Below are 21,671 nucleotides of genomic sequence, written 5' to 3'. Positions count from 1 at the left end.
AAAAAAACAAAACACATATTTCTTGTACCCCCTGGACCCTGTTGGGGCGCCCCGGCCCGGGCCCGGCCGCCACACCCTTGTCACGCCGCCGCCGGGCTGACCGACGTGGTCGCTCCGGGTTCGCGGGCTTCGCCCGCCTCACCCGCCGAGGATCTCCCAGACAGCCCGTGCCGTGGTCACGGCAGCGGTCCAGATCGGTGCGTTGCGCCGGATCCATTCCCGGATCGGCTCGTGCCGTGACCGGTCCTCGTGTGTTCGTGCCCGCTCCATCGCATCTCCCTCTCGGCTGCGGAAGACCCGAACCTGCGGGCTCGCCGAGAGAGATGAGGTCGAACGTGGCGTTGTTGGCGATCGGGGACGCGGGTCAGGGGGTCGTCGCGCGCCGGTCCGCGGCGGTGGCGGCCCACTCGTCGTCGGCGGCCTTCTTCAGGGCCATGCCGTCCTTGCCGTTGTAGCGGACGAACTTGGGCAGAGCCGCAGCCAGCGCCAGGGTGCCCGCCACGCAGAGCACGCCGCCCAGCCAGATGGAGCCGGAGACACCGAGCGAGGTACGCGCCATCGCACCCGCGCGGAGCTGTCCCAGCAGCGGGCCGGTGGTGTACGAGAGCATCTCGATCCCGGCCAGCCGCCCGCGCAGATGGTCGGGGATGGTCTGGTTCCACATGATCATGCGGAAGATGCCGGAGATCATGTCGGCGGCGCCGGCGAAGGCCAGGCAGAAGAGCGTCAGCCAGAGCGTGCCGGACAGGCCGACCCCGACGATGCCGACGCCCCAGAACGCGGCCGCGATGAGCACCATCAGGCCGTGCCGGTGCACCCGAGCGGTCCAGCCCGACCCGAAGGTGGCCAGCAGCGAGCCGACGGCGGGGGCGGCGTACAGCAGGCCGAGGACGCTGGGACCGCCGAGCTTCTGGGCGAGGAACGGGTAGAGCGCGGACGGCATGCCGAAGAACATCGCGTTGATGTCGACCAGGTAGGTGCCGAGCAGCTCGGGGCGGGACTTCGCGTACTTCAGGCCGGTGATCACGCTGTGCAGCGACGGGCGGTCGGCGGCCGGTGGTGGCGGGACCGCGCGTACCAGGCTCAGGCAGAGCAGCGAGACCGCGAAGGTGAGCAGGTCGAACGCGTACACCCAGGCGAGCTCGAAGTTGGCCAGCAGGATGCCGGCCAGCGGCATGCCGAAGAGCTGGGCGAACTGCATGCCGAGCGATTGGAGCGACATGGTGGCCGGCAGCTGTTCCGGCTTCACCAGGCGCGGGATCATCGCCTCGAGCGCGGGTCGCTGCAGGCCGGCGACGGCCGCGGAGAGGAACGCGGCGACGTAGAGCAGCCACAGGTGCGGCTCGTCGGCGAGTGAGTTGTACAGCAGGATGCCGCAGATCAGGGCCAGCGCGGCCTCGCTGCCCCGGACCAGCAACCGGCGGTCCAGGTAGTCGGCGAGCGCGCCACCCACGAACGCCATGATCAGCAGTGGGGCCAGCTCACAGACGCCGATCAGGCCGACCATCAGCGGATCGTCGGTCAGCTGCGCCACCTGGTACGGGATCGTGACGTAGCTGATGAACGACCCGAACGCCGTGACCACGCCACCGATGAACACGAGCCGGAAGTCCCGGGACGTGCGAAGCGGGGTCAGGTCCAGGCCCAGACGGCGTTTACGGGTCACGGTGGGCAATCCTGCCTTAGGTCACCCTTACCCGCACCGCGATTTACGTCATGCCGGCTACTTCATCACCAGCCGGCCGGTCGCCTGGAAGGTGGCGAGATCGGCCAGGGCCTCGTCGATGATGAACGACTTCCCGCCGGGCAGCGCGTCCAGGGCGAAGAAGCCGGCGTCCACGCTCTCCTCGGTCTGCCGGACCAGCTCACCCTCCCAGGAGTGCACCACGAAGTTCATCAGCACCTGCTGGTACGTGTGCCGGTACTCGTTGGTGTAGGTGTACGCCGAGTAGAACGCGTACGGCGTGAGCGAGGTGGCCCGCAGCCCGGTCTCCTCCCACAACTCCCGTACCGCGCAGTCCTGCATGCTCTCGCCGAGCTCCATCGCGCCGGCCGGGATCGCCCAGCGATGGTTGTCCGAACGCTGGATCAGCAGCAGCCTGTTCTGGTCGTCGAGCACCAGCGTGCGCGCCCCGACGAAGAAGATCGTGTCGGTGTCCCCGACACTCGCCCGCACTCTGCCCAGGTAAGACTCAGCCCACGTCAACGCCACACGACGAGACTAGTCACGCAGACTTCTTAGCGGGCCGCTTGGCAGGGGTGCTTTTGCTCGCGGCAGTGGACTTGGTCGATTTCGCCGCGGTGGCCTTCTTCGCCGGTGCCGCCTTCTTGGCGGGCGCCGACTTCTTCGCGGGCTTGGCGTCCGTATCCTCCTCGCCGCGTGCCTTGCGTGCGCGTTCCACCGAGGCCTTGAGTGCCGCCATCAGGTCGATCGCCGCGGCCGGCTCCTCCTCGGCCTCCTCCGGCTGGACGACCTCGCGGCCCTCGACCTTGGCGTCGATGACCTCCTGGAGCGCGGCCCGGTAGTTGTCGGTGAAGTCGTCCGCCTTGAAACTGCCGGCCATCGAGTCGATCAGGGAGCTCGCCATCGCCAGCTCGGCGGGACGGGTCTCGATGTCCTCGTCGAGGAAGCCGAAATCGGGGGTGCGCACCTCGTCCGGCCACATCATGGTGTTGAGCACCAGCACGTCGTCGCGGACCCGCAGGGTGGCCAGCTGCTCCCGCTGGCGGATCGCGATCTTGACGATCGCCACCCGGTCGGCGTCCCGCAGCGCGTCGCGGAGCAGCACGTACGGCTTGGCCGCCTGACCCTCCGGCTCGAGGTAGTAGGCCTTGGCGAACAGGATCGGGTCGATCTGCTCGGCCGGGACGAACTCCAGCACGTCGATGGCGCGTGACGTGCTCAACGGAAGGTCCGCGAAGTCCTCGTCCGTCAGGATCACCATTTCGCCGCCGCCGATGTCGTACCCCTTGGCGATGTCGTCGTAGCTGACCACTTCGCCGTCGACGGAGCAGGTGCGCTGGTACTTGATGCGGCCGCCGTCGGTGCGATGCACCTGGTGGAACCGGATGTCCTTCTCCTCGGTCGCCGAATACAGCTTCACCGCGATCGACACCAGACCGAACGAGACAGCGCCTTTCCAGATCGCTCGCATGTTCGAACCCTTCGAGTCGGGACCCCTGATCAGAATGGCATCACTGAGACGCCTGCGTAAGGTGAACGCTTCTGTCTATGGTGATCAGGTGCCGGGCCCACCCCTGTCCCCGATGCTCGCGACGGCGGGCCCGCTGCCGACCGGCCCGGGCTGGAGCTACGAGTTCAAATGGGACGGCGTACGGGTTCTGGCGCTGTTCACCGGCGGCGCACCCCAGCTGTTCGCACGCTCCGGGGCGGTCGTCACCGTGGCCTATCCGGAGATCGCCGGCCTGCGCCTGCCGGAGGGGACACTCCTCGACGGCGAGATGGTGGTCTTCGACGCGAAGGGGCGTCCGTCCTTCACCGCGCTGGCCGAGCGGATGCACGTCCGGGATACCGGCCGGGCGGCCCGTCTGGCGGTCACCGCGCCGGTCACGTACATGATCTTCGACGTGCTCTTCCTGGACGGCATCGACTACACCGGGCTGCCGTACCAGGCTCGCCGGGAGCGGTTGGAGGAGCTCGACCTGGGCGGGACCAGCTGGATGGTGCCGCCGGCGTTCGGTGACGGCGCGGCCACCGCGGCGGCCGCCCGGGAGAACCGGCTGGAAGGCGTGATGGCCAAGCGCACCGACTCGGTCTATCTGCCCGGGCGCCGCTCACCGGACTGGGTGAAGGTGAAGTTCGACCGGACCGGCGACTACGTCATCGGCGGCTGGCGGCCCGGCGCGCGGAAGCTGGGTGGGCTGCTGGTGGGCGTACCGACGGCGGAGGGGCTGGCGTTTCGCGGGCGGGTGGGCGGCGGGATCGGCGCGGCAGCGGAGAAGGAGCTGCTGTCGCGGCTCGAGCCGCTCGCGGCGGGCGAGTCACCGTTCGTGCCCGGCGCGGTGCCACGGGAGGATTCCCGCGGGGCACATTGGGTACGCCCGGAACTGGTGGCCGAGATCCGCTACGGCAACCGGACGCCGGACAAGCGACTGCGGTTCCCCCGGTTCCTCCGGCTGCGCGACGACAAGACGGCCGACGAGTGCGCGGAGGAGGGGGAGGATGCCTGAGTCCAGGAGCCGCTTCACCGTCACCGTCGACGGCCGTGACCTCGAGCTGTCCAATCTCGACAAGCTCATGTACCCGGCGGCCGGGTTCACCAAGGGTGAGGTGATCGACTACTACACCCGGGTCGCGCCGGTGCTGCTGCCGCACCTGCGGGACCGGGCGGTCACCCGGATCCGCTACCCGAACGGCGTCGAGGACACGCACTTCTTCGAAAAGAACAAACCCGGGGGTACGCCGGACTGGGTGCGCCTCGCGACGCTGCCGGTGCCCGGGTCGACGAAGAGCCGGGAGACCATCGACTTCGTGGTGGTCGACGACCTGCCCACGCTCGTCTGGCTGGCCAATCTCGCGGCGCTCGAACTGCACACGCCGCAGTGGCGGATCGGCGAGGACCCGGACCTGATGGTCGTCGACCTGGATCCCGGGGCGCCGGCCGGCCTCAAGGAGTGCTGTGCGGTGGCGATGCTGATGCGCGACCGGCTCGCCGAGGACGGGATCGACGCGTACCCGAAGACGTCCGGGAAGAAGGGGATGCAGCTGTGCTGCCCGGTCTCCGGCACGCAGAACGCCGAGGTCGTCTCCGCGTACGCGAAAAAGGTGGCGGAAGAGCTGGCGCGGATGGTGCCCGGCTCGATCACCGCGAAGATGGCGAAAGCCATCCGCCCCGGCAAGGTCTTCATCGACTGGAGTCAGAACAACGCGGCGAAGACCACGGTGACGCCGTATTCGCTGCGGGCGGGTGAGCGACCGACCGGTTCGGCGCCGCTGACCTGGGACGAGGTCATCGCGATGGCGACCGGGGAGATGCCGGCCCAGCAGTTCGGCGCGGCCGAGGTGCTGGAGCGCGTCGAGGAGCACGGCGATCTGCTCGACGGTCTGCTGCACCCCGGACCGGCAGTGCCCGCTTGATCTCCGCGCCGGATGGGCCAGACTGAGGCGATCAGGAAGCGGCGACAGGAGAAGCATGGCTGAGCCCGCGGAATCGGCGCTGGTCGCCCGGGTGCCGGCCTACCGGCGGATCGCGGCGGACCTGGCCGAGCGGATCCAGGCGGGCGAGTACCGGCCCGGCGACGCGCTGCCGGCGCAGCGGGAGCTCAGCACGCGGTACGGCGTGACGCTGATGACGCTGCGCCAGGCCCTCCAGGAACTGCGCGACGGCGGGCTGATCGTGCAGCAGCCCGGCCGTGGCACGTACGTCGCGCCGGTACAGGCGGCGTACCGGGTGGACACCCTGCGCAGCTTCGTCGACGACCTGCGCGAGCAGGGACACCAGGTGTCGACCGAGGTGCTGGCGGCCACGGTCGAGGCGGTGCCCGAGCCGGGGCTGCGCCTGGAACGGCTGCGCCGGCTCGGCGGGCGGCCGGCGATCCACCAGACCTCGTGGATCCCGCAGCCCTACGCCGGCGCGGTGAGCAGCGCGGACTTCCGGGAGACGTCGCTTTACGCGGCGCTCGCCAGCGCCGGGGTGACGATCGTGCGGGCCACCGAACGGATCGTCCCGGGCCTGCTCGACGAATCCGTTGCGGCCGTGCTGGAGCGGCGAGCCGGCAGCGCGGTCTTCGTCAGCGAGCGGACCACCTACGCGTCGGACGACCGCCCGGTGGTCGTCGACCGGGCGATCATCCTCGGAGACCTGATGGAGATCCGGGCCGAGCGGGCCGCCACCCGCCTGTCCCTGCAGTGGGGAAGCTCACTCGACCTGCGGTAGCGGCGGGCCGAGGACGTCGTCGGCGTCGACGATCGTGTACGCGTACCCCTGCTCCGCCAGGAATCGCTGGCGGTGAGCCGCGTACTCGGTGTCGATGGTGTCCCGCGAGACCACGGTGTAGAAGTGCGCCTGGCGTCCGTCGCCCTTCGGCCGCAGCACCCGGCCGAGCCGCTGCGCCTCCTCCTGGCGGGAGCCGAACGTGCCCGAGACCTGGATCGCCACCGCCGCTTCGGGCAGGTCGATGGAGAAGTTGCCGACCTTCGACAGGACGAGGGTCCGCAGCGAGCCGTCGCGGAACGCGTCGAAGAGCCGCTCCCGCTCCTTGTTCGTGGTGGAGCCCTCGACAATCGGTGCGTCGAGATAGTCGCCGAGCTCGTGCAGCTGGTCCAGGAATCCGCCGATGACCAGCACCTGCTCGCCCGGATGCCGGTGCACCAGGGCCTTGACCACGGGCAGCTTGGTACGGGCGGTGGCCGCCACCCGGTAGCGGTTCTCGGCGTCGGTCACCGCGTACGCCATCCGCTCCGCGTCGGTGAGCGTGACCCGGACCTCGACGCACTCGGCCGGGGCGATCCAGCCCTGCGCCTCGATGTCCTTCCACGGCGCGTCGTAGCGCTTCGGGCCGATCAGCGAGAAGACGTCGCCCTCCCGGCCGTCCTCACGGACCAGCGTGGCGGTGAGGCCGAGCCGGCGGCGGGCCTGCAGGTCTGCGGTGAAGCGGAAGATCGGCGCCGGCAGCAGATGCACCTCGTCGTAGATGACCAGGCCCCAGTCGCGGGCGCCGAACAGGTCGAGGTGGGTGAAGGCGCCGCCGCGCCGCGAGGTGAGCACCTGGTACGTCGCGATGGTGACCGGACGGATCTCCTTGCGCTCGCCGCTGTACTCCCCGATCTCGTCCTCGGTGAGCGAGGTCCGGGCGATCAGCTCGCGCTTCCACTGCCGGCCGGCGACCGTGTTCGTCACCAGGATCAGCGTGGTTGCTTTGGCCGTCGCCATCGCCGCGGCGCCGACCAGCGTCTTACCGGCACCGCAGGGGAGCACCACGACGCCGGAGCCGCCGGCCCAGAACCCGTCGACCGCCTCCTGCTGGTAGGAGCGCAGCGTCCAGCCGTCCTGTGCCAGCTCGATCTCGTGCGCTTCGCCGTCCACGTACCCGGCCAGGTCCTCGGCCGGCCAGCCGAGCTTGAGCAGCGCCTGCTTGAGCCGGCCGCGCTCGGAACCGTGCACCGCGATGGTCTCGTCGTCGATCCGGGAGCCCAGCATCCCGGCCAGCTTCTTCGACTTCGCCACCTCGATCAGCACGATCCGGTCGAGGCCGCGCAGCACCAGGCCGTGCACCGGATCGTTCAGCAGCTGGAGCCGGCCGTAGCGGTCCATCGTCTCGGCGACGTCGACCAGCAGCGCGTGTGGCACCGGATAGCGGGAGAACTTGATCAGCGCGTCGACCACGCTCTCCGCGTCGTGCCCGGCGGCCCGCGAGTTCCACAGGCCGAGAGGCGTCAACCGATAGGTGTGTACGTGCTCCGGCGACCGCTCCAGTTCCGCGAACGGCGCGATCGCCATCCGGCAGGCCTGGGCGTCCGGATGGTCCACCTCCAGAAGCAGGGTCTTGTCCGACTGCACGATCAGTGGTCCGCCGCTCACCCGTACACCTTCCGCAGAGCAGAAAAGCCGACCCTCCAGTTTGCCACGGGTTTCGCGGCGCTACGTCCGGAAGACCCAGCGACGGTAGGCCTCGTAGTTCATCACCGCGTTGAGGATCGTGGCCACCGTCTTGGACACCACGTACGACAGGCCCAGAGCGGTCAGGCCGGTGACGAGCAGCAGCGTTGTGACGTAGTTGACCAGGACGAGGACGAGGTAACGCAGCAGGGCCGTGCCCACCAGGCTGGTGCTCTGGAAGGCGAAGACCCGGTTCAGCCCGAAGTTGACCAGCAGGGCGGACATGAAGGAGACGCTGGTGGCGAGAGCCAGGGGCATACCGAGTACGCCGTGCAGGAGGACGAGTACACCGACGTCGAACGCGTAACTCAAGCCACCGACCAGAAGGAACCGGACCGCGCTGTGCTCCCACAAGCGCCGGGCACCTGTCCCCATGCGGAGATTGATAGCTGGTACCTTCCTCGCTGCGTGATCGTGGGCGCCTATCTTGCCACGGCGCAGAAGCAGCCAATGTACGCGGGGAGCGGACAGTTGTATCAGGGACTGAAGGTCGCCGTCGTGGTGCCGGCATACAACGAAGAGAAGCTGATCGGCCAGACGATCAACACAGTCCCGGAGTTCGTGGATCACATCATCGTCATCGATGACACCAGCAAGGACGCGACCTCCGAGCGAGCCCGCGAGACCGGCGAGCCGCGCCTGACCCTGATCCGCCACGAGGTCAACACCGGTGTCGGCGGTGCGATCTGCGACGGGCACAAGGAGGCGCTGCGTCTCGGCTGTGACGTGTCGGTGGTGATGGCCGGCGACGCCCAGATGGACCCCGACTACCTGCCGGACCTGCTCGCGCCGATCGTCGACGGCCTCGCGCAGTTCACCAAGGCAAACCGCTTCTACTCGCGTGACTCGTACCGCGGTATGCCGGCGTACCGGATCTTCGGCAACGTGATCCTGTCGTTCATGACCAAGCTGGCCTCGGGTTACTGGCACCTGTTCGATCCGCAGAACGGCTACACCGCCATCCACCGTTCGGCGCTGGAGCGGCTGGACCTGGACCGGGTGGCCCGGGACTACTCCTTCGAGAACGACCTGCTGATCAACCTGAACATCCTGCGCGTGCCGGCCTGCGACGTGCCCATCCCGGCGGTGTACGGCGAAGAGACGTCCACGATGCGGATGCACCGGGTCATCCCGGCCCTGCTCGGACAGCTGACCCGCGGCTTCTGGCGCCGGATCCTGCTCAAGTACGTCATCTACTCGTTCTCGCCGATCGCCCTGCTGCTGCTCGCCGGGCTGCCGCTGATCGCGTTCGGCCTGGTCGCCGGCATCTGGGTCGTGGTGCACACGCTCGGCGCCCCGGTGGTCAGCGCGGGCAGCGCACTGCTGGCCGCCCTGCCGCTGCTGACCGGTATTCATCTCCTCATCGCCGCGCTCAGCCTGGACATCCAGGAGAGCCCCGACCGCGTCGCGGTCCCTGCCACCCCCTCCAGGAGGAACGGATGACCCCGACCGAGCCCGCGAGCCAGGGATCGGTCCGGCGTCGCGTACAGACGTTTGCCCGCCGCCTCGCCGGTGACGTGCCCGGCCGCTACTGGCTGCTGCTCGCCGGCCTCTTCGTCCTGGGCTATCTCTACTGGCACCAGTGGGGCAAGCCGTGGACCGGCGACTCGCTGTACTACACCGCGATGACGTTCCAGTACGCCGGTCATGACCTGAACGAAGCGATCCGGCTGACCGGCGAGTACTTCAACGACCCGAAGATCGACCGGCTGCACTACGGGTTCGAGGACCCGGTCATCTCGCCGCTGATCTACCCCCGCGTGGTCTACCCGGCCCTGTCCGTGCCGTTCGTCATGCTGATGGGCGGCACCGGCATGTACGTCGTACCGCTGCTGTCGGCGATGTTCATCGTCTGGGGCCTGATGCGGCTGATGACCAGGCTGTTCACGAAGGAGATCGCGCTGGCGGTCACCGCCGTGTTCATCCTCACGCACGCGTACCTGGAGTTCATGACCGGCATGTTCACCGAGGCGCCGGCCCTCGCCTTCACCGTGGCGATCCTGATGATGCTGCCGCTCGGAGGGAAACGCTTCGGGGTACGCGAGGCGGTCGCCTGCTCGGTCCTGCTGGTCCTGGTCACCTTCAGCCGGCAGAGCGGCCCGGTGCTCGTCTCCGCCATTTGCTTCGCATGGCTCTGGACGCTGCTCCGGCGGCGCCGGTTCCGGGAAAACCCGTGGAACCTGCCGGTGCTGGTGCTGCTGCCGGTTGGCCTCGCCTGCACCCTGGTGATGCAGTGGTGGGCACCCTACGACGTGCTCGCCTGGTTCGTGAAGGTGAACAACCAGCCGGACACGATCACCGCGATCAAGAACATGCCGGAGATCTTCTGGAAGCTGACCGTGGCGGACACGAAGCAGTACTTCGTGCGCGACCTCGGCCTGTTCGGGATCTGGTGCGCCGCGCTGATCTCGGTGCTGGCGCGACCGAAGTCGGTGCTGACCGCACTGCTGGTCGGTTCGCTTCTGCCCAGCATGCTGCTGTCCGTGCTGAACAGCACGGTCAGCTCCTTCCGCTACTACCTGCCGATGTACCCGATCCTGGTGCTGGCCGCCGCGGGGCTGGTGCACCACCTGCTGGTGCGGCCGCCCAAGCCGGAGGCCGGCTCCGTCGAGCCGGAGCCGGAGAACCGGTCCGCCGGGAACGAGATGCCGAAGGCTGTCGTGGCCTGACCGAGTCGTGACCGAAATTGGACGCAACGTATCCGGGTCGTCCGGCGTCTAACCGCCGAGTGGGGATGCGCGGGTGGTGCCACAACGGGGGTGCGCCACCCGCCGCCCCCGTACTCGGTGTCGAGGTCACTCCTCGGTCACCGCGGCGGTGATCCGGTGCAGGGCGAAGGTGTGCAGGCTCTCACCCCGTTCGTCCTCCGCGCGCAGGTAACCGGCGCTCATCGAGACCGGCCGGACCAGCCGGGAGAGCGTGGCGCCGTGCGAGTCGACGTACCCCACCCAGACCCTGGCCTTGTCCCGCACCGCCTGCTGAAGCACCGCCATGGCCTGCGAATGCTGCTGCACCGCGGTGAGTCCCGCCACGGTCTGACCGTGCGCGGCGCGCACGGTGACCGGCGCGCGGCGCGCCGCCCGGGTCGCGATGTCGCCGCGCCGCAGCTGTTCCACCACGCCGGCGAGGCGCGGTCCGGCCAGCATCGGCGGACCCGGCGGTTCGGCGATGCGCGGGGTACGCGTCGGCGCCCGCCGCGCCTTCGGCCGGGACAGCATGGTCGCCCCGCCGCCGTCCTCGGCGACCGGCGCGTAACCCGCCTCCCGTAACGCACCCAGCAGCCGGGCCACCGGACGCGGGCTGACCAGCACGGTCGGTGCGATCCGGCGCAGGTCGATCGAGCTCACCCGCTTGTCCGCCAGCACCTCGGTGAGCAGGGCCTCGTCGTCGCTGCGCAGATAGGAGCCGGCCGACCCGCTGCGCAACCCGCCGTGCTTGCGGGCGGTGTCGTCGATCAGGTAGGTCAGCGTCTGCGGCACCGGCGTGCGGGACCGGCGGCGGAAGATGGTGTGCAGGTCGTCGGCCCGGTAGCCGACGTCCAGGGCCCGCCGCACACTCGCCGGCGTCACCCGGAACACGCTCGCACCGCCCGCCGACTCCGGCTCGGCGACGTCGTCCAGCTCCGCGCCCAGCTCCGGCTCCGGCGGGCCGGGCACCACCACGGTCAGGTCGGCCTGCACCAGGAAGTGGTCGACCGGCGCGGGCAGCAGGTGGTCCAGCGCGCGGACGGCGTCGGCCGGCGCGTCCTCCGGATGCACCCCCAGCGGGTCACCCTCGTCCGGTTCGGGTCCGGCCAGCAGCAATCGGCCGTACGAGGTGAGCGCGCCCAGCCCGGTGACACCGAGCAGCGCCGCACCGGCGAACGCGTCCCGGTGACCCATGTCCCGGCCACGGGCCCGCCGTGGCGCCTGCCAGGCGAGCAGCGACAGCAGGTCGTCGACGGACGGGGCGGCGCCGGTCTCCAGGTCGGCCAGCGCGTTGAGGGCCTCCCGGCGGGCCTGCGGCGCACCGGCCCGCTCGGCGTCCGGAGCGAGCGCGTTGATCGGCCGGTCCCGGTCGTCGCGGCGGCCGATCAGACCGGTCTGCCGGGTCATCACCAGCCAGGCCCGGGTCAGCGCGGCCCAGCGGTGCGCGACGCTCGAAGCGCGCCACAGGTCGTACGCCCCGGTGGGGAGGAAGACGTCCGGTGCCGAACCGGCGGCGGCCCGGCCGGCGGTCACCTCGGACTCGCCGAGCAGGCCGGACGTGTACGCGGTCTCGACCAGCAGAGCGGCGCCCGCCTCGTCGACCCCGGCGGCGCGGGCCACCCGTTTGAGATCGCGTACGCCGAGGCCGCCGGCGCGCAGCACGGGTGCGGGTTCGGCGGCTAGCGCCTCGAGGATCGCCTCGGTGGCGCGTACCGCCTCCATCGCCTGCCCGGCGCCGGCCGAATCGACCGCCTTCCGGTCACGGACCGTGGCCTCCGGGATCGGCGGGAACGGGCGCAGCGGACCGAGCGGGCCGGTGTCGCGGCGCAGCAGCATGCCCACCTCGCGGGGCAGCTCGACCAGCTCCCCGTCCGGGCGCGGAGCCCGGCCGGCCTCGGAGACCGGGACCAGGATGTGCTGATCCACCAGCCAGCGGATCGGCTCGTTCTGGTCGAGGGTGGTCCGGTTGAGTGCCCCGATCGGGGGACCCGCGGCCAGCCGGTCGAGGACCGCGCGGGCACCGGCGGGCGCGGCCAGGATGGTGCGCCTCAGCCTCGCCCGGTCCGCGCAGAGCACGGCGGCCTGCGGATCCAGGAAGTCGGCGGGCCGGCCGAGACCCGCCGGGTACGGCGAGGTGACCTCGTCGACGGCGCCCACCACCTGCAGCGCCTCCGGCGGACCGTGCAGCAGGAACCGGACGCGGAGGCGGTCGATCGCCACGCGTACGTCCTCGGCGGCGACCTCCGTGGTGAGCTCGATAATCGCGTCGACCGAGGTCAGGGCGGTGTCCGCGGCCCGGCTGAGGCGGGCCGCGTCCAGGATCAGCAGGGTGAACTCGTCCAGACCGTCGAGGCAGCGGGCGACCGAGTTACGGGACTGTGCGCGTACGGCAAGGGCCGAGATGTCGGCCGGAACGGGGACGACGAGGTCCGGGCGCAGCTGAATGAGCGCGCCCAGCCCTTCGTCGGGTAGCGACCGCAGTTGATCGGCGAATGTGGTGGCCATCGTCTTCAACGCTAACGTTCATGGGACGATGGTGTTGGGTCCGGGCGTGGCCGGATCTCCATTGCGAGGAGGAGCGAACGTGGCGTCGAACGCCAAGATGCCGGGAACTCAGGTGTCGGTCAGCACGAGCAGCAGCCCGCGGGGTGTGGACATGAAGGGGCAGATGCACGTCTCCGAGCTGATCTCCGACCGTGCCGCCGCCCCGTCGCCGTTCGGTGACGACATCACCTTCCCGCTGCCGGTGGACCGTCTGACGTACTCGCCGACGTTCACCCAGGAATGACTCCGGCGGTCGGGTTCGACCTGGACATGACCTTGATTGACTCCCGGCCTGGTATCGCGGCGGCGTATCGCGCGCTCACCGCCCGGACCGGGGTGCACGTCGACGCCGATCTCGCCGTGACCCGGCTCGGTCCGCCGCTGCGGACCGAGCTCGGGTACTGGTTCCCGCCCGAGGAGATCGAGGACGCGGTGGCGACGTACCGGGCGCTCTACCCGGAGTACGCGATCGCGCCGACCGTGCCGACTCCCGGCGCGATCGAGGCCCTGGAGGCGGTCCGCGAGGCCGGCCTGCGGGTCGTGGTGGTGACCTCGAAACTCGGCCGGCTGGCCCGGCTGCATCTGGACCATCTGGGTATGCGTGCCGACGAGCTGGCCGGCGATCTGTTCGCCGAGGGCAAGGCGGCCGCCCTGGTGGAGCACGGGGTGCGCTGGTACGTGGGTGACCACGTGGCGGACATGGTGGCCGCGCGTACCGCCGGGGTCCCGGGGATCGCGGTGGCCACCGGTCCGTGTTCCGAGGAGGAGCTCCGGGACGCGGGCGCGTCGTACGTCCTGCCGGATCTCACCCCGTTCCCGGCGCTGCTGCGTGAGATTGCGGTTGGGTCCCGGCCCGCGTCTGGATAGGCTCGCCGTGAGCAGTTGTGTCCATTGAGTGAAGTTGAGGTCAGCGGTGCCCACGGGTCGAGTGAAGTGGTACGACGCTACGAAGGGATTCGGGTTCGTCACCAGTGACGAGGGTGGTGACGTTTTCCTGCCCAAGGGCGCGCTGCCGGCGGGGGTGACCGAGCTGAAAACCGGTCAGCGGATCGAGTTCGGCGTCGTGGACAGCCGGAAGGGCGCCCAGGCGCTCGGCGTGAAGCTGCTGGACGCCCCGCCGTCGCTGGCCGAGCTGCGCCGCCGCCCGGCGGACGAGCTGGCCAGCATGATCGAAGACATGATCAAGGTGCTGGAGAGCCAGGTGCAGCCGGCGTTGCAGCGCGGCCGCTACCCGGACAAAAAGACCGCGTTGAAGATCGCGCAGCTGGTCCACGCGGTCGCACGCGAGTTCGAGAATTAGAGCTTCACTTCAGGTGTCAGACCCGCCGCCGCGGCACGTCCCAGCAGGGCATTCGCGGCGGCGAGTCCCTCTTCGCCCAGGTCCAGGGTGAATTCGTTGACGTAGAGCTCGATGTGCTGGGTCACCACCGCGGGCTCCATCTCCTGCGCGTTGGCGAGGATGAAGTCCTTGCCGGCGGCCGGGTCGAGCCAGCCCAGCCGCAGCGACTCGCGGATCCACTCGGTGGCCTGGGCCGCGTCGACGGTGCCCTTCTTCGCGAGGATCGCGCCGAGCGGGATCGGCAGGCCGGTGTCCTTCTCCCACCACTCGCCGAGGTCGGCCAGGGCGGTCAAGCCGTACCGCTGGTAGGTGAAGCGGGCCTCGTGGATGACCAGGCCGGCGTCGTACCGCCCCTCGGCGACGCCCGGCATGATCTGGTGGAACGGCACCACCTCGATGCGGGCCGGCGGCTGGTCCGCGGCCCAGAGGCGGAAGAGCAGGTACGCCGTGGTGCGGTCACCGGGCACGGCCACGGTCGCGCCGGTCAGGTCCCGCTGTCCCCGGGTCAGCACGAGCGGCCCGCAGCCGCGTCCGAGCGCCCCGCCGCAGTGCAGCAACTCGTAGTCGCCGAGCAGCCAGGGCAGTGCCGCGTAACTCACCTTGACCAGGTCGAACGCGCCGTTCTCGGCGGCGGTGTTGGTGACGTCGACGTCCGCGAAGGTCAGATCGACCGGCGGTGCGCCGGGAACCAGCCCGTGGATCAGCGCGTGGAAGACGAAGGTGTCGTTGGGGCAGGGGGAGACCGCCAGGGAGAGCGCCACGGCTTCACGCTATCCGGGTACGCCGTGGAGCGCTCTGTCTAGCTCCCCACATCCCGCGGTGCATCCTGGAAAAAGATTCACCTTTCTCTCTGGATCTATTCTGTGACGCTTCTTACACTCCGTTTGTTGGATCAAGTGATCGATCAAAGGGGGTGTCCCGTGGCGCGACTACGTTCGCTGGCCGCGGGCGTCCTGGTGCTCGGCCTCGTAGGTGGGCTGCCCGCGCCCGCCGCCATGGCCGCGAGCTGGACGCCTGCGAATGACCTGGAGGGGGCGTGCGTGAGCCTCCAGGTCTATGACGGATCCACTTCACGCGGATATGTGCGACGCGACTCGGTGGGCTACGGGTTCACCAGCTCGGCGGCGAGCGCCGAACCGTTCCGGTTCGAGGCCACCCAGCTCGGCCGCTACCTGCTGCGCGACTCCACCGGCAAGCACCCGTACCAGAGCGTGCTCGGCTGGGTGTGGGCCGGCGACTCGTACGGCGACCGGGCCGACTGGACCGTCACGGTCTCCGAGGGCCGGTACAAGCTCGTGGCCGCCGGTAAGCAGATGGGTGTCTACCTGGGTGGACTGGGCGCCGGTAACTCGACAGTCGCGCTCGCGCCGGCCACCGGCTGCGCAGCGATCGCGGACATCGCCACCGGTGTCAGCGGCACCCCGGCCCCGGGCGTGGACTCCAGCGGCAAACTGGTCGGCTGGATCGACGCGCACGCGCACATCACCGCCGCTGAGGCGTTCGGTGGGTCACTGCACTGCGGCGACGCGTACGCGCCGGGCGGGGCACCGGTGGCCCTCAAGGGCTGCCCGTCGCACGCCACCCTCGGCTGGGGCGCCCTGCTCGAGGCGATCATCGCCGGCACCGACCCGATCAACTCGGCCGAGGACGGCTGGCCGACCTTCAACGACTGGCCGCAGTACGACACGATGCTGCACGAGGCGTCGTACTTCCGGAGCCTGGAACGGGCCTGGCGGTCCGGGCAGCGGGTGCTCAACGTGCTGCTGGTGGCGAACCGGGTGATCTGCGGCCTCACCCTGGAGCACACCTCCTGCGACGAGATGGACCAGATCCGCGCGCAGGCCGACTACCTGCGCAAGATGCAGGACTATGTGGACGCTCGCAGCGGTGGGCCGGGCAAGGGCTGGTTCCGGCTGGCCAGCACGCCCGCGCAGGTACGCCAGATCGCCGCCCAGGGCAAGCTAGCGGTGACGATCGGCGTGGAGAACTCCGAGATCTTCGGCTGCCGCGAGATCAAGGACGTGCCGCAGTGCACCACCGCCGACATCGACCGTGGGCTCGACGAGCTGGCGGGCATGGGTGTCAGCGGGCTCTACCCGGTGCACAAGTTCGACAACGCGTTCGGCGGCACCCGGTTCGACTCGGGCGTCACCGGTGCCGCGGTGAACGTCGGCAACCTGATCTCCACCGGCCACTGGTGGCAGGCGACCAGCTGCACCGGGCCGTCCGACAACGAACAGCCGCTGGTCAGCGATGACATCGCCAAGCTGTTGCAACTCGGTGTGGACCTGCCGGCCGGGACGATCCTGCCGGTCTACCCGAGCGGCAAGATCTGCAACGTCCGCGGGCTGACCGAGCTCGGCAAGTACCTGATCCAGCGGATGATGGACCGCGGGATGATCATCCATCTCGACCACATGAGCGTGAAGACCGCGACCGCGGTGCTCGACCTCGCCGAGCAGGCCGGATACCCCGGCGTCACCTCGGTGCACAGCTGGTCCGACCGGGCGCTGATCAACCGGATGCTCGGCGTCGGCGGGTTCGTCGCCGGATACGCGTTCTCGGCCACGCCGGACGGGCAGGACACGCCCACCTTCCTCGACGAGTGGCGGGCCAACCGTGCCCTCGCCAACGGTTCGAGGATCACCGGATACGGCGTGGGCACCGACGTGAACGGGCTCGGCACGCAGGCCGCTCCTCGTTCGAACGCCGGGTCCAGCCCGCTCACCTACCCATTCACCGCGACCAACGGCACGACGGTCAGCAGGCAGGTGTACGGCAGCCGGACGTTCGACCTGAACACCGACGGCGTCGCCCAGTACGGCCTCTACGCCGACTGGATGGTCGACCTGATCAACCAGGCCGGAGCCGACGGATCCCTACTGCGCCGGCAGCTGCTGAGTGGCGCTGAGGCCTACACCGTGATGTGGGAGAGGGCGCGTACGTGACGCTGACGCGCGTCGAAACACCGGTCCGCCGCCGCTGGATGGTCGCCTACGGGCTGGCCATGATCGGGGTGGCGGCGGGCTGGTTCGGCCCGATCCAGATCCTGCTGCCCGAGCAGGCCGCACGGCTGGCCGGTGAGGACGGCAAGGAGGCGTTGCTGGCGCTGGTCACGGCATGGGGCGCGGCGGTGTCCATGGTGGCCAATCCGCTGTGGGGCGCGCTCTCCGACCGGATCGGGTCCCGGCGGCTGCCGATCTTCATTGCCGGCACGGTGGTCGGCGTCGCCGGACTGCTCGTCCTGGCCGGCGCCGGCTCCACCCCGGCCATGGTGTTCGGCTGGGTGCTGGTCCAGGCCGGGCTGAACGGCCCGCTGGCCGCGCTCGCCGCGATGATCGGCGACCGGGTGCCGGAGCGGCAGCGCGGCACGGTCGGCGCCCTGTTCGGCGTGGCCCAGATCGTCGGCGTCGTGCTCGGTACGGCGGTCGCGGTCGCCGTCGGGCAGGGTGCACCGGGGTACATCGCGGTGGCGATCGCCGTACCCGCGCTCGCGGCCGCCCTGCTGGTGCTGCATCGAGACGTGCCCGCCGCGGTCATCGAGAAACAGCGGATCCACTGGGCCGTGCTGCTGCGCCCGGGCAGTCAGTTCGCCTGGGCCTGGCTGATCCGGTTCCTGCTGAACCTGGTCAACGCCATGGTTCTGGTCTATCTCTTCTACTACCTCTCGGACCGGGTGGGTGTCGACGACCCGGCCGGCTGGGTGCTCATCCTGACCGTGGTGAACGTGCTCTTCGCGGGCGTCGCCGGCTTCGCCGGAGGGGTGCTGTCGGACCGCTGGGAGAAGCGCAAGGTCTTCGTCGCGGCCGGGGCCGTCCTGCTCGCCGCCGGGACCGCGGTGATGGCGCTGATCCCGGTCACGTCGGTGGTGATCGTGGCGTCGGTGCTGGTCGGGGTGGGCTGGGGGGCGTACATCGCGGTCGACATGGCGGTGATCACTCAGGTGCTGCCGGACGCCGAGTCCCGCGCCACCATGCTCGGCGTCGCCAACATCGCCGGCACTCTGCCCCAGTTGCTCGCCCCGGTGATCGCCGCGCCGATCGTCACCGCGCTCGGCGGCTACCGGACCCTCTACTTCGTGACGGCGGCTTTCGCGCTGGCAGCGCTGGCCGTCCTGCCCCGCCTGCGTGCTCTGTACTGAGAGGACATTCGTGTATCCGCAGTTCCCACCGGGATTCCGGTTCGGCATGTCGACGTCGGCCTACCAGATCGAGGGCGCGGCCGACGCGGACGGCAAGGGCCCGAGCATCTGGGACACCTTCACAGCGAGACCCGGGACGGTACGGCACGGCGAGGACGGCCGGGTGGCGATCGACCACTACCACCGGTACGCCGAGGACGTCGGCCACATCGCGGCGGCCGGGGTGCACGACTACCGGTTCTCGTTCTCCTGGACCCGGGTGCTGTCCGGATCCGGGTTCTACGACCGGCTGGTCGACGCGCTCCTCGAAGCCGGGGTACGGCCGGTCCCGACGATCTACCACTGGGATCTGCCGCAGGAGCTGGAGGACGCCGGCGGCTGGATGAACCGGGACACCGCGTACCGGCTGGCCGACTACACCACTGTGCTGGTGGACCGGCTGGGCGACCGGGTCCGGGACTGGATCACCATGAACGAGATGAGCGTGCACACCCTGTACGGCTACGCGCTCACCGACCATGCGCCGGCCCGCGGACTCGGCCTGGAAGCGCTGCCCGCGGCACACCACCAGCTGCTCGCGCACGGACTGGCCGTGCAGGTGCTGCGGGCGCACGGAGCTCGCTCGGTCGGGGTGGCGAACCAGCACTTCCCGGTGTCCCCGGCCGGCGACGACCCGGCGGACCATGAAGCGGCCGGACTCTTCGCCGACCTCACCAACTGGACGTTCTCCGACCCGATCCTGCGCGGTGCGTATCCGAACGAGCTGGTCCGGGCCGGCGCCGGTGACGCCCGGGTGGACCGGGATCTCGAGGTGATCGGGGCGCCGCTCGACTTCTACGGGGTCAACTACTACGAGCCGACGGTGATCGAGGCGCCCCGGGCCGGCAAGGACTACTCCGGCGTGCTCGAAGTGGACATTCCCGACGGGCTGCCGTTCTCGCCGGTGCCGGTGAAGAGCGACGAGCGTACCGACTTCGGGTGGGCGGTGGTGCCGTCGGCGCTCACCGAGATCTTGACGACCCTGCGGGACCGCTATCCGAACCTGCCGCCGGTGTTCATCACCGAGAACGGCGCCTCGTTCCACGACTCCGGACCCGGCCCGGACGGCCGGGTCCACGATCCTCGCCGGATCGCCTTCCTCGACGCCCACCTGCGTGCGGTCGCCGACGCGATCGACGCCGGGGTACGCGTCGACGGCTACTACGTCTGGTCCGCGATCGACAACTTCGAGTGGGCCGCCGGGTACGACGAACGATTCGGCCTGGTCCACGTGGACCGGGAGACACTGACCCGGACCCGGAAGGACTCCTGGTACTGGTACCGCGACTTGATCGCCGCTCAGCGCCGGAGCTGATCCACGAACGTGGTGGCGAGGCGGGTCAGGCGTTCGGCGCGGCCCTCCTCGGCCCACCCGTCCACCAGGCTGAGCAGCGTGCTGCCCTCGACCAGGATGATGAAGTCGTCGATCACCGCTTCGTCGTCGACCCCGTCCTTGAGCTCGGCCAGTTCCCGGGCCTCGCGCAGGCAGTTGCGCAGATGGCCGCGGATCTCCTGGTGCGAGCGGCGCCGTGACTCGCCCAGCCGTGGGTGCGACAACGCCGCGCCGGCGAACGCGACATTGACGTGCGCGTCGGCGGCACGCTCCTCGTCCAGCGGCAGCACCGCCTCCAGCGCGGCGCCCAGACCGGCCAGGCCGTCCAGGTTCCGGCCGATCCGGAAGGCGCGCTCCACGATCCGGTCGTAGACCGCCTTCTGCGCGGCGACCAGGATGTCGTCCTTACCGCCCAGGAAGTGGGCCAGAACGCTGAGCGAGCAGCCCGCCTCGTCAGCGATTGCCCGGGTGGTGGTGCCCTCGACGCCGCGTGCCCGGACCACCCGCCAGGCGGCCGCGAGCAGCTCCGCTCTCCTTCGGTCGTGGTCCACCAGCCTTGGCACGCGGCCAGCTTAGCCACCCGCGCCGGCCCCTCCACGTGCCGTTTTCCGGCGGTCGCGTTGGGGCTCGGACCGGCATCGCGCTCGCGGTGGTAGTCGGGTGACTCTTCGTGGCGCGTACCGGAAAAAGGGTTAAACCCGCGCCGGAACGGCAAGCGTGCGCAGACGCCGTGCCAGCGGGAGGGTGGCTATGACCGCGACCACCGGTATCAGGAAGGCCGCTTGCAGGCCGATCGGCTCGGAGAGGGCGCCGATCAGGACCGCGCCGACCAGCGCGCCGCCGTAGTTGAACAGGTTCACCCGGGCGATGACCTCGTCGCTGCTCTGCGCGGCGGCCTCGCCGGCAGCGCTGAACGCCAGCGGCACCAGCACGCCGACGCCGATCCCGGCGATCGCGAAACCGGTTACCGCGGCCCCGATCGACGGCAGTGTGGTCACCAGCGCGCAGCCCAGCCCGCACACCGCCAGGGCGCCGAGCGCGAGTGCCGTCCGACCCGCGCGCGGCACCACGTGGTCGGCGACCAACCGGCTGACCAGCACGGCAGCCTGATAGGCCGCGTAGCCGAGCGGGGCGACCGACGCCGCGGCGGCCAGCGAGTCCTGAAGGTAGACCGAGCTCCACGTGCTCACCGCCGAGTCGACCAGGAACGCTGTGAAGATCAGCATGCCGCAGATCAGCACCACCGGGCGCACGCTCGGACCGCCCTCGGCACGCACCACGGCGACCCGCTCGGTGCGGCCCGGCTCGAACGCCCGCCAGCCGATCAGGCCGATCACGGCGGCGTACGCCGCGGCCACCCCGACCGCCAGCGAGGCACCCGCCCCGCTCTCCAGCACACCCGACATGAGCAGCGCCGCGACGATCGCCGCGCCGGTGTAGGCGGCGAAGAGCCGGCTCATCACACTGCGCCCGAGCCGGGCCTGTACCAGCACGCCCTGCATGCTCAGCGAGGCGTCCACCGCACCGAGACCGACGCCGTACGCCAGCAGGATCACCGTGAAGATCACGTTCGGCGTGGCGACCGTGGCACCGGCCAGCCCCGCCGCCACCAGCAGCAGGCCGGAGGCCAGCGCGTACCGGCTGCCCCAGCGCGCGGCCACCCGGTCGGCCAGTACCGAGCCGGCGGCCGCGGCGACGCACACCACCAGCAGGATCACCGAGACGAAGGTGTCGTCGATGTCCTGCCGGTCCTTGAACGTGGGCAGAGCGGTGACCACCGCGGCGTATCCCAGACCCTGCGCGGCATAGCCGGCGCCGATCAGCCGGGCGCGGGCCGCAGGCGTCATACCGATCCCGCTCACGTCGTTCATCGTGCCTCGCTCTCGCGATGGTTCACGCGCCGTTCCACGGCTTGTCAGCGCAGCATGCCGGTCTCGATCGACAACGGCAACAGCTTCGCTGTAACGGA

21 protein-coding genes are annotated in these 21,671 nt (G+C 70.2%); 11 read left to right on the top strand and 10 right to left on the bottom strand.

What is annotated here, in order from left to right:
• Positions 1-138: 138 nt before the first annotated feature.
• The 4 genes from I4J89_RS50955 to ku form a co-directional block, all read right to left on the bottom strand.
• Positions 139-270: a hypothetical protein gene (locus I4J89_RS50955; protein ID WP_255521810.1), complete on the bottom strand. Its 132-nt coding sequence runs from the start codon at positions 268-270 to the stop codon at positions 139-141.
• A gap of 94 nt (positions 271-364) precedes the next feature.
• Positions 365-1,675 carry an MFS transporter gene (locus tag I4J89_RS27530; protein ID WP_196416990.1) on the bottom strand — a complete coding sequence of 437 codons (1,311 nt, stop codon included), beginning with the start codon at positions 1,673-1,675 and terminating at the stop codon, positions 365-367.
• A 48-nt stretch (positions 1,676-1,723) separates the two neighbouring features.
• Positions 1,724-2,212, bottom strand: coding sequence for an NUDIX domain-containing protein (locus I4J89_RS27525; RefSeq protein WP_196416989.1), 489 nt, complete (start codon positions 2,210-2,212; stop codon positions 1,724-1,726).
• Between the two features lie 13 nt (positions 2,213-2,225).
• On the bottom strand, positions 2,226-3,155 hold the full coding sequence (gene ku, locus I4J89_RS27520; RefSeq protein ID WP_196416988.1) for a non-homologous end joining protein Ku: 930 nt from the start codon (positions 3,153-3,155) through the stop codon (positions 2,226-2,228).
• Positions 3,156-3,243: 88 nt separating this feature from the next.
• Here ku and ligD (I4J89_RS27515) point away from each other — a divergent pair, with 88 nt between their 5' ends.
• From ligD (I4J89_RS27515) to I4J89_RS27505, 3 genes are read left to right on the top strand one after another with little or no spacing between them, the layout of a single operon-like run.
• Positions 3,244-4,191 (top strand): non-homologous end-joining DNA ligase, encoded by a 948-nt coding sequence (ligD, locus tag I4J89_RS27515; RefSeq protein WP_196416987.1) that lies wholly within the window; start codon positions 3,244-3,246, stop codon positions 4,189-4,191.
• Positions 4,184-5,098, top strand: coding sequence for a non-homologous end-joining DNA ligase (gene ligD, locus I4J89_RS27510; RefSeq protein WP_196416986.1), 915 nt, complete (start codon positions 4,184-4,186; stop codon positions 5,096-5,098). Before ligD (I4J89_RS27515) ends, ligD (I4J89_RS27510) begins: the two co-directional genes overlap by 8 nt.
• A 55-nt stretch (positions 5,099-5,153) precedes the next feature.
• The gene (locus I4J89_RS27505) at positions 5,154-5,897 is read left to right on the top strand and encodes a GntR family transcriptional regulator (RefSeq protein WP_196416985.1); all 744 of its coding nucleotides are present in this window, start codon (positions 5,154-5,156) and stop codon (positions 5,895-5,897) included.
• On the opposite strand, the gene I4J89_RS27500 is transcribed toward I4J89_RS27505, so the two are convergent.
• Both I4J89_RS27500 and I4J89_RS27495 read right to left on the bottom strand, forming a co-directional pair.
• Complete coding sequence (locus I4J89_RS27500) at positions 5,880-7,541, bottom strand: DNA repair helicase XPB (protein ID WP_196416984.1); 1,662 nt, start codon at positions 7,539-7,541, stop codon at positions 5,880-5,882. The genes I4J89_RS27505 and I4J89_RS27500 overlap by 18 nt on opposite strands.
• Positions 7,542-7,601: 60 nt before the next feature.
• Positions 7,602-7,994, bottom strand: coding sequence for a GtrA family protein (locus tag I4J89_RS27495; RefSeq protein WP_196416983.1), 393 nt, complete (start codon positions 7,992-7,994; stop codon positions 7,602-7,604).
• A 96-nt stretch (positions 7,995-8,090) separates the two neighbouring features.
• Here I4J89_RS27495 and I4J89_RS27490 point away from each other — a divergent pair, with 96 nt between their 5' ends.
• Positions 8,091-9,062, top strand: coding sequence for a glycosyltransferase family 2 protein (locus tag I4J89_RS27490; protein ID WP_196416982.1), 972 nt, complete (start codon positions 8,091-8,093; stop codon positions 9,060-9,062).
• The gene (locus tag I4J89_RS27485; RefSeq protein ID WP_196416981.1) at positions 9,059-10,288 is read left to right on the top strand and encodes a glycosyltransferase family protein; all 1,230 of its coding nucleotides are present in this window, start codon (positions 9,059-9,061) and stop codon (positions 10,286-10,288) included. The genes I4J89_RS27490 and I4J89_RS27485 overlap by 4 nt, the downstream gene beginning before the upstream one ends.
• A 126-nt stretch (positions 10,289-10,414) precedes the next feature.
• Here I4J89_RS27485 and I4J89_RS27480 read toward each other — a convergent pair whose 3' ends face one another.
• Positions 10,415-12,811: a helicase-associated domain-containing protein gene (locus I4J89_RS27480; RefSeq protein ID WP_196416980.1), complete on the bottom strand. Its 2,397-nt coding sequence runs from the start codon at positions 12,809-12,811 to the stop codon at positions 10,415-10,417.
• Between the two features lie 79 nt (positions 12,812-12,890).
• Between I4J89_RS27480 and I4J89_RS27475 the strand changes: the two genes are divergently transcribed.
• The 3 genes from I4J89_RS27475 to I4J89_RS27465 are packed head-to-tail and all read left to right on the top strand — an operon-like array spanning position 12,891 to position 14,150.
• Complete coding sequence (locus I4J89_RS27475) at positions 12,891-13,094, top strand: hypothetical protein (protein WP_196416979.1); 204 nt, start codon at positions 12,891-12,893, stop codon at positions 13,092-13,094.
• Positions 13,091-13,717: an HAD family hydrolase gene (locus I4J89_RS27470; protein WP_196416978.1), complete on the top strand. Its 627-nt coding sequence runs from the start codon at positions 13,091-13,093 to the stop codon at positions 13,715-13,717. The genes I4J89_RS27475 and I4J89_RS27470 overlap by 4 nt, the downstream gene beginning before the upstream one ends.
• A gap of 46 nt (positions 13,718-13,763) precedes the next feature.
• The gene (locus I4J89_RS27465; RefSeq protein ID WP_196416977.1) at positions 13,764-14,150 is read left to right on the top strand and encodes a cold-shock protein; all 387 of its coding nucleotides are present in this window, start codon (positions 13,764-13,766) and stop codon (positions 14,148-14,150) included.
• Here the strand turns inward: I4J89_RS27465 and I4J89_RS27460 are convergent.
• On the bottom strand, positions 14,147-14,950 hold the full coding sequence (locus I4J89_RS27460) for a 1,4-dihydroxy-6-naphtoate synthase (RefSeq protein ID WP_196416976.1): 804 nt from the start codon (positions 14,948-14,950) through the stop codon (positions 14,147-14,149). The two genes, I4J89_RS27465 and I4J89_RS27460, sit on opposite strands and share 4 nt — an antisense overlap.
• Positions 14,951-15,109: 159 nt before the next feature.
• On the opposite strand from I4J89_RS27460, the gene I4J89_RS27455 reads away from it, so the two are divergent.
• The 3 genes from I4J89_RS27455 to I4J89_RS27445 are packed head-to-tail and all read left to right on the top strand — an operon-like array spanning position 15,110 to position 19,684.
• Positions 15,110-17,137: an amidohydrolase family protein gene (locus tag I4J89_RS27455; RefSeq protein ID WP_196416975.1), complete on the top strand. Its 2,028-nt coding sequence runs from the start codon at positions 15,110-15,112 to the stop codon at positions 17,135-17,137.
• Positions 17,134-18,330, top strand: a complete 1,197-nt coding sequence (locus I4J89_RS27450) for an MFS transporter (RefSeq protein WP_309238502.1) — start codon at positions 17,134-17,136, stop codon at positions 18,328-18,330. The genes I4J89_RS27455 and I4J89_RS27450 overlap by 4 nt, the downstream gene beginning before the upstream one ends.
• Before the next feature lie 10 nt (positions 18,331-18,340).
• Positions 18,341-19,684 carry a GH1 family beta-glucosidase gene (locus I4J89_RS27445; RefSeq protein ID WP_196416974.1) on the top strand — a complete coding sequence of 448 codons (1,344 nt, stop codon included), beginning with the start codon at positions 18,341-18,343 and terminating at the stop codon, positions 19,682-19,684.
• On the opposite strand, the gene I4J89_RS27440 is transcribed toward I4J89_RS27445, so the two are convergent.
• Together I4J89_RS27440 and I4J89_RS27435 are read right to left on the bottom strand one after the other, a co-directional pair.
• Positions 19,669-20,265: a TetR/AcrR family transcriptional regulator gene (locus tag I4J89_RS27440; protein ID WP_196416973.1), complete on the bottom strand. Its 597-nt coding sequence runs from the start codon at positions 20,263-20,265 to the stop codon at positions 19,669-19,671. The two genes, I4J89_RS27445 and I4J89_RS27440, sit on opposite strands and share 16 nt — an antisense overlap.
• Positions 20,266-20,394: 129 nt before the next feature.
• Complete coding sequence (locus I4J89_RS27435) at positions 20,395-21,573, bottom strand: MFS transporter (RefSeq protein WP_196416972.1); 1,179 nt, start codon at positions 21,571-21,573, stop codon at positions 20,395-20,397.
• Between the last annotated feature and the right edge of the window lie 98 nt (positions 21,574-21,671).

This window comes from Actinoplanes aureus (assembly GCF_015704865.1).
Lineage (GTDB): Bacteria > Actinomycetota > Actinomycetes > Mycobacteriales > Micromonosporaceae > Actinoplanes > Actinoplanes aureus.
This window is presented reverse-complemented; position numbering and strand designations above follow the sequence as displayed.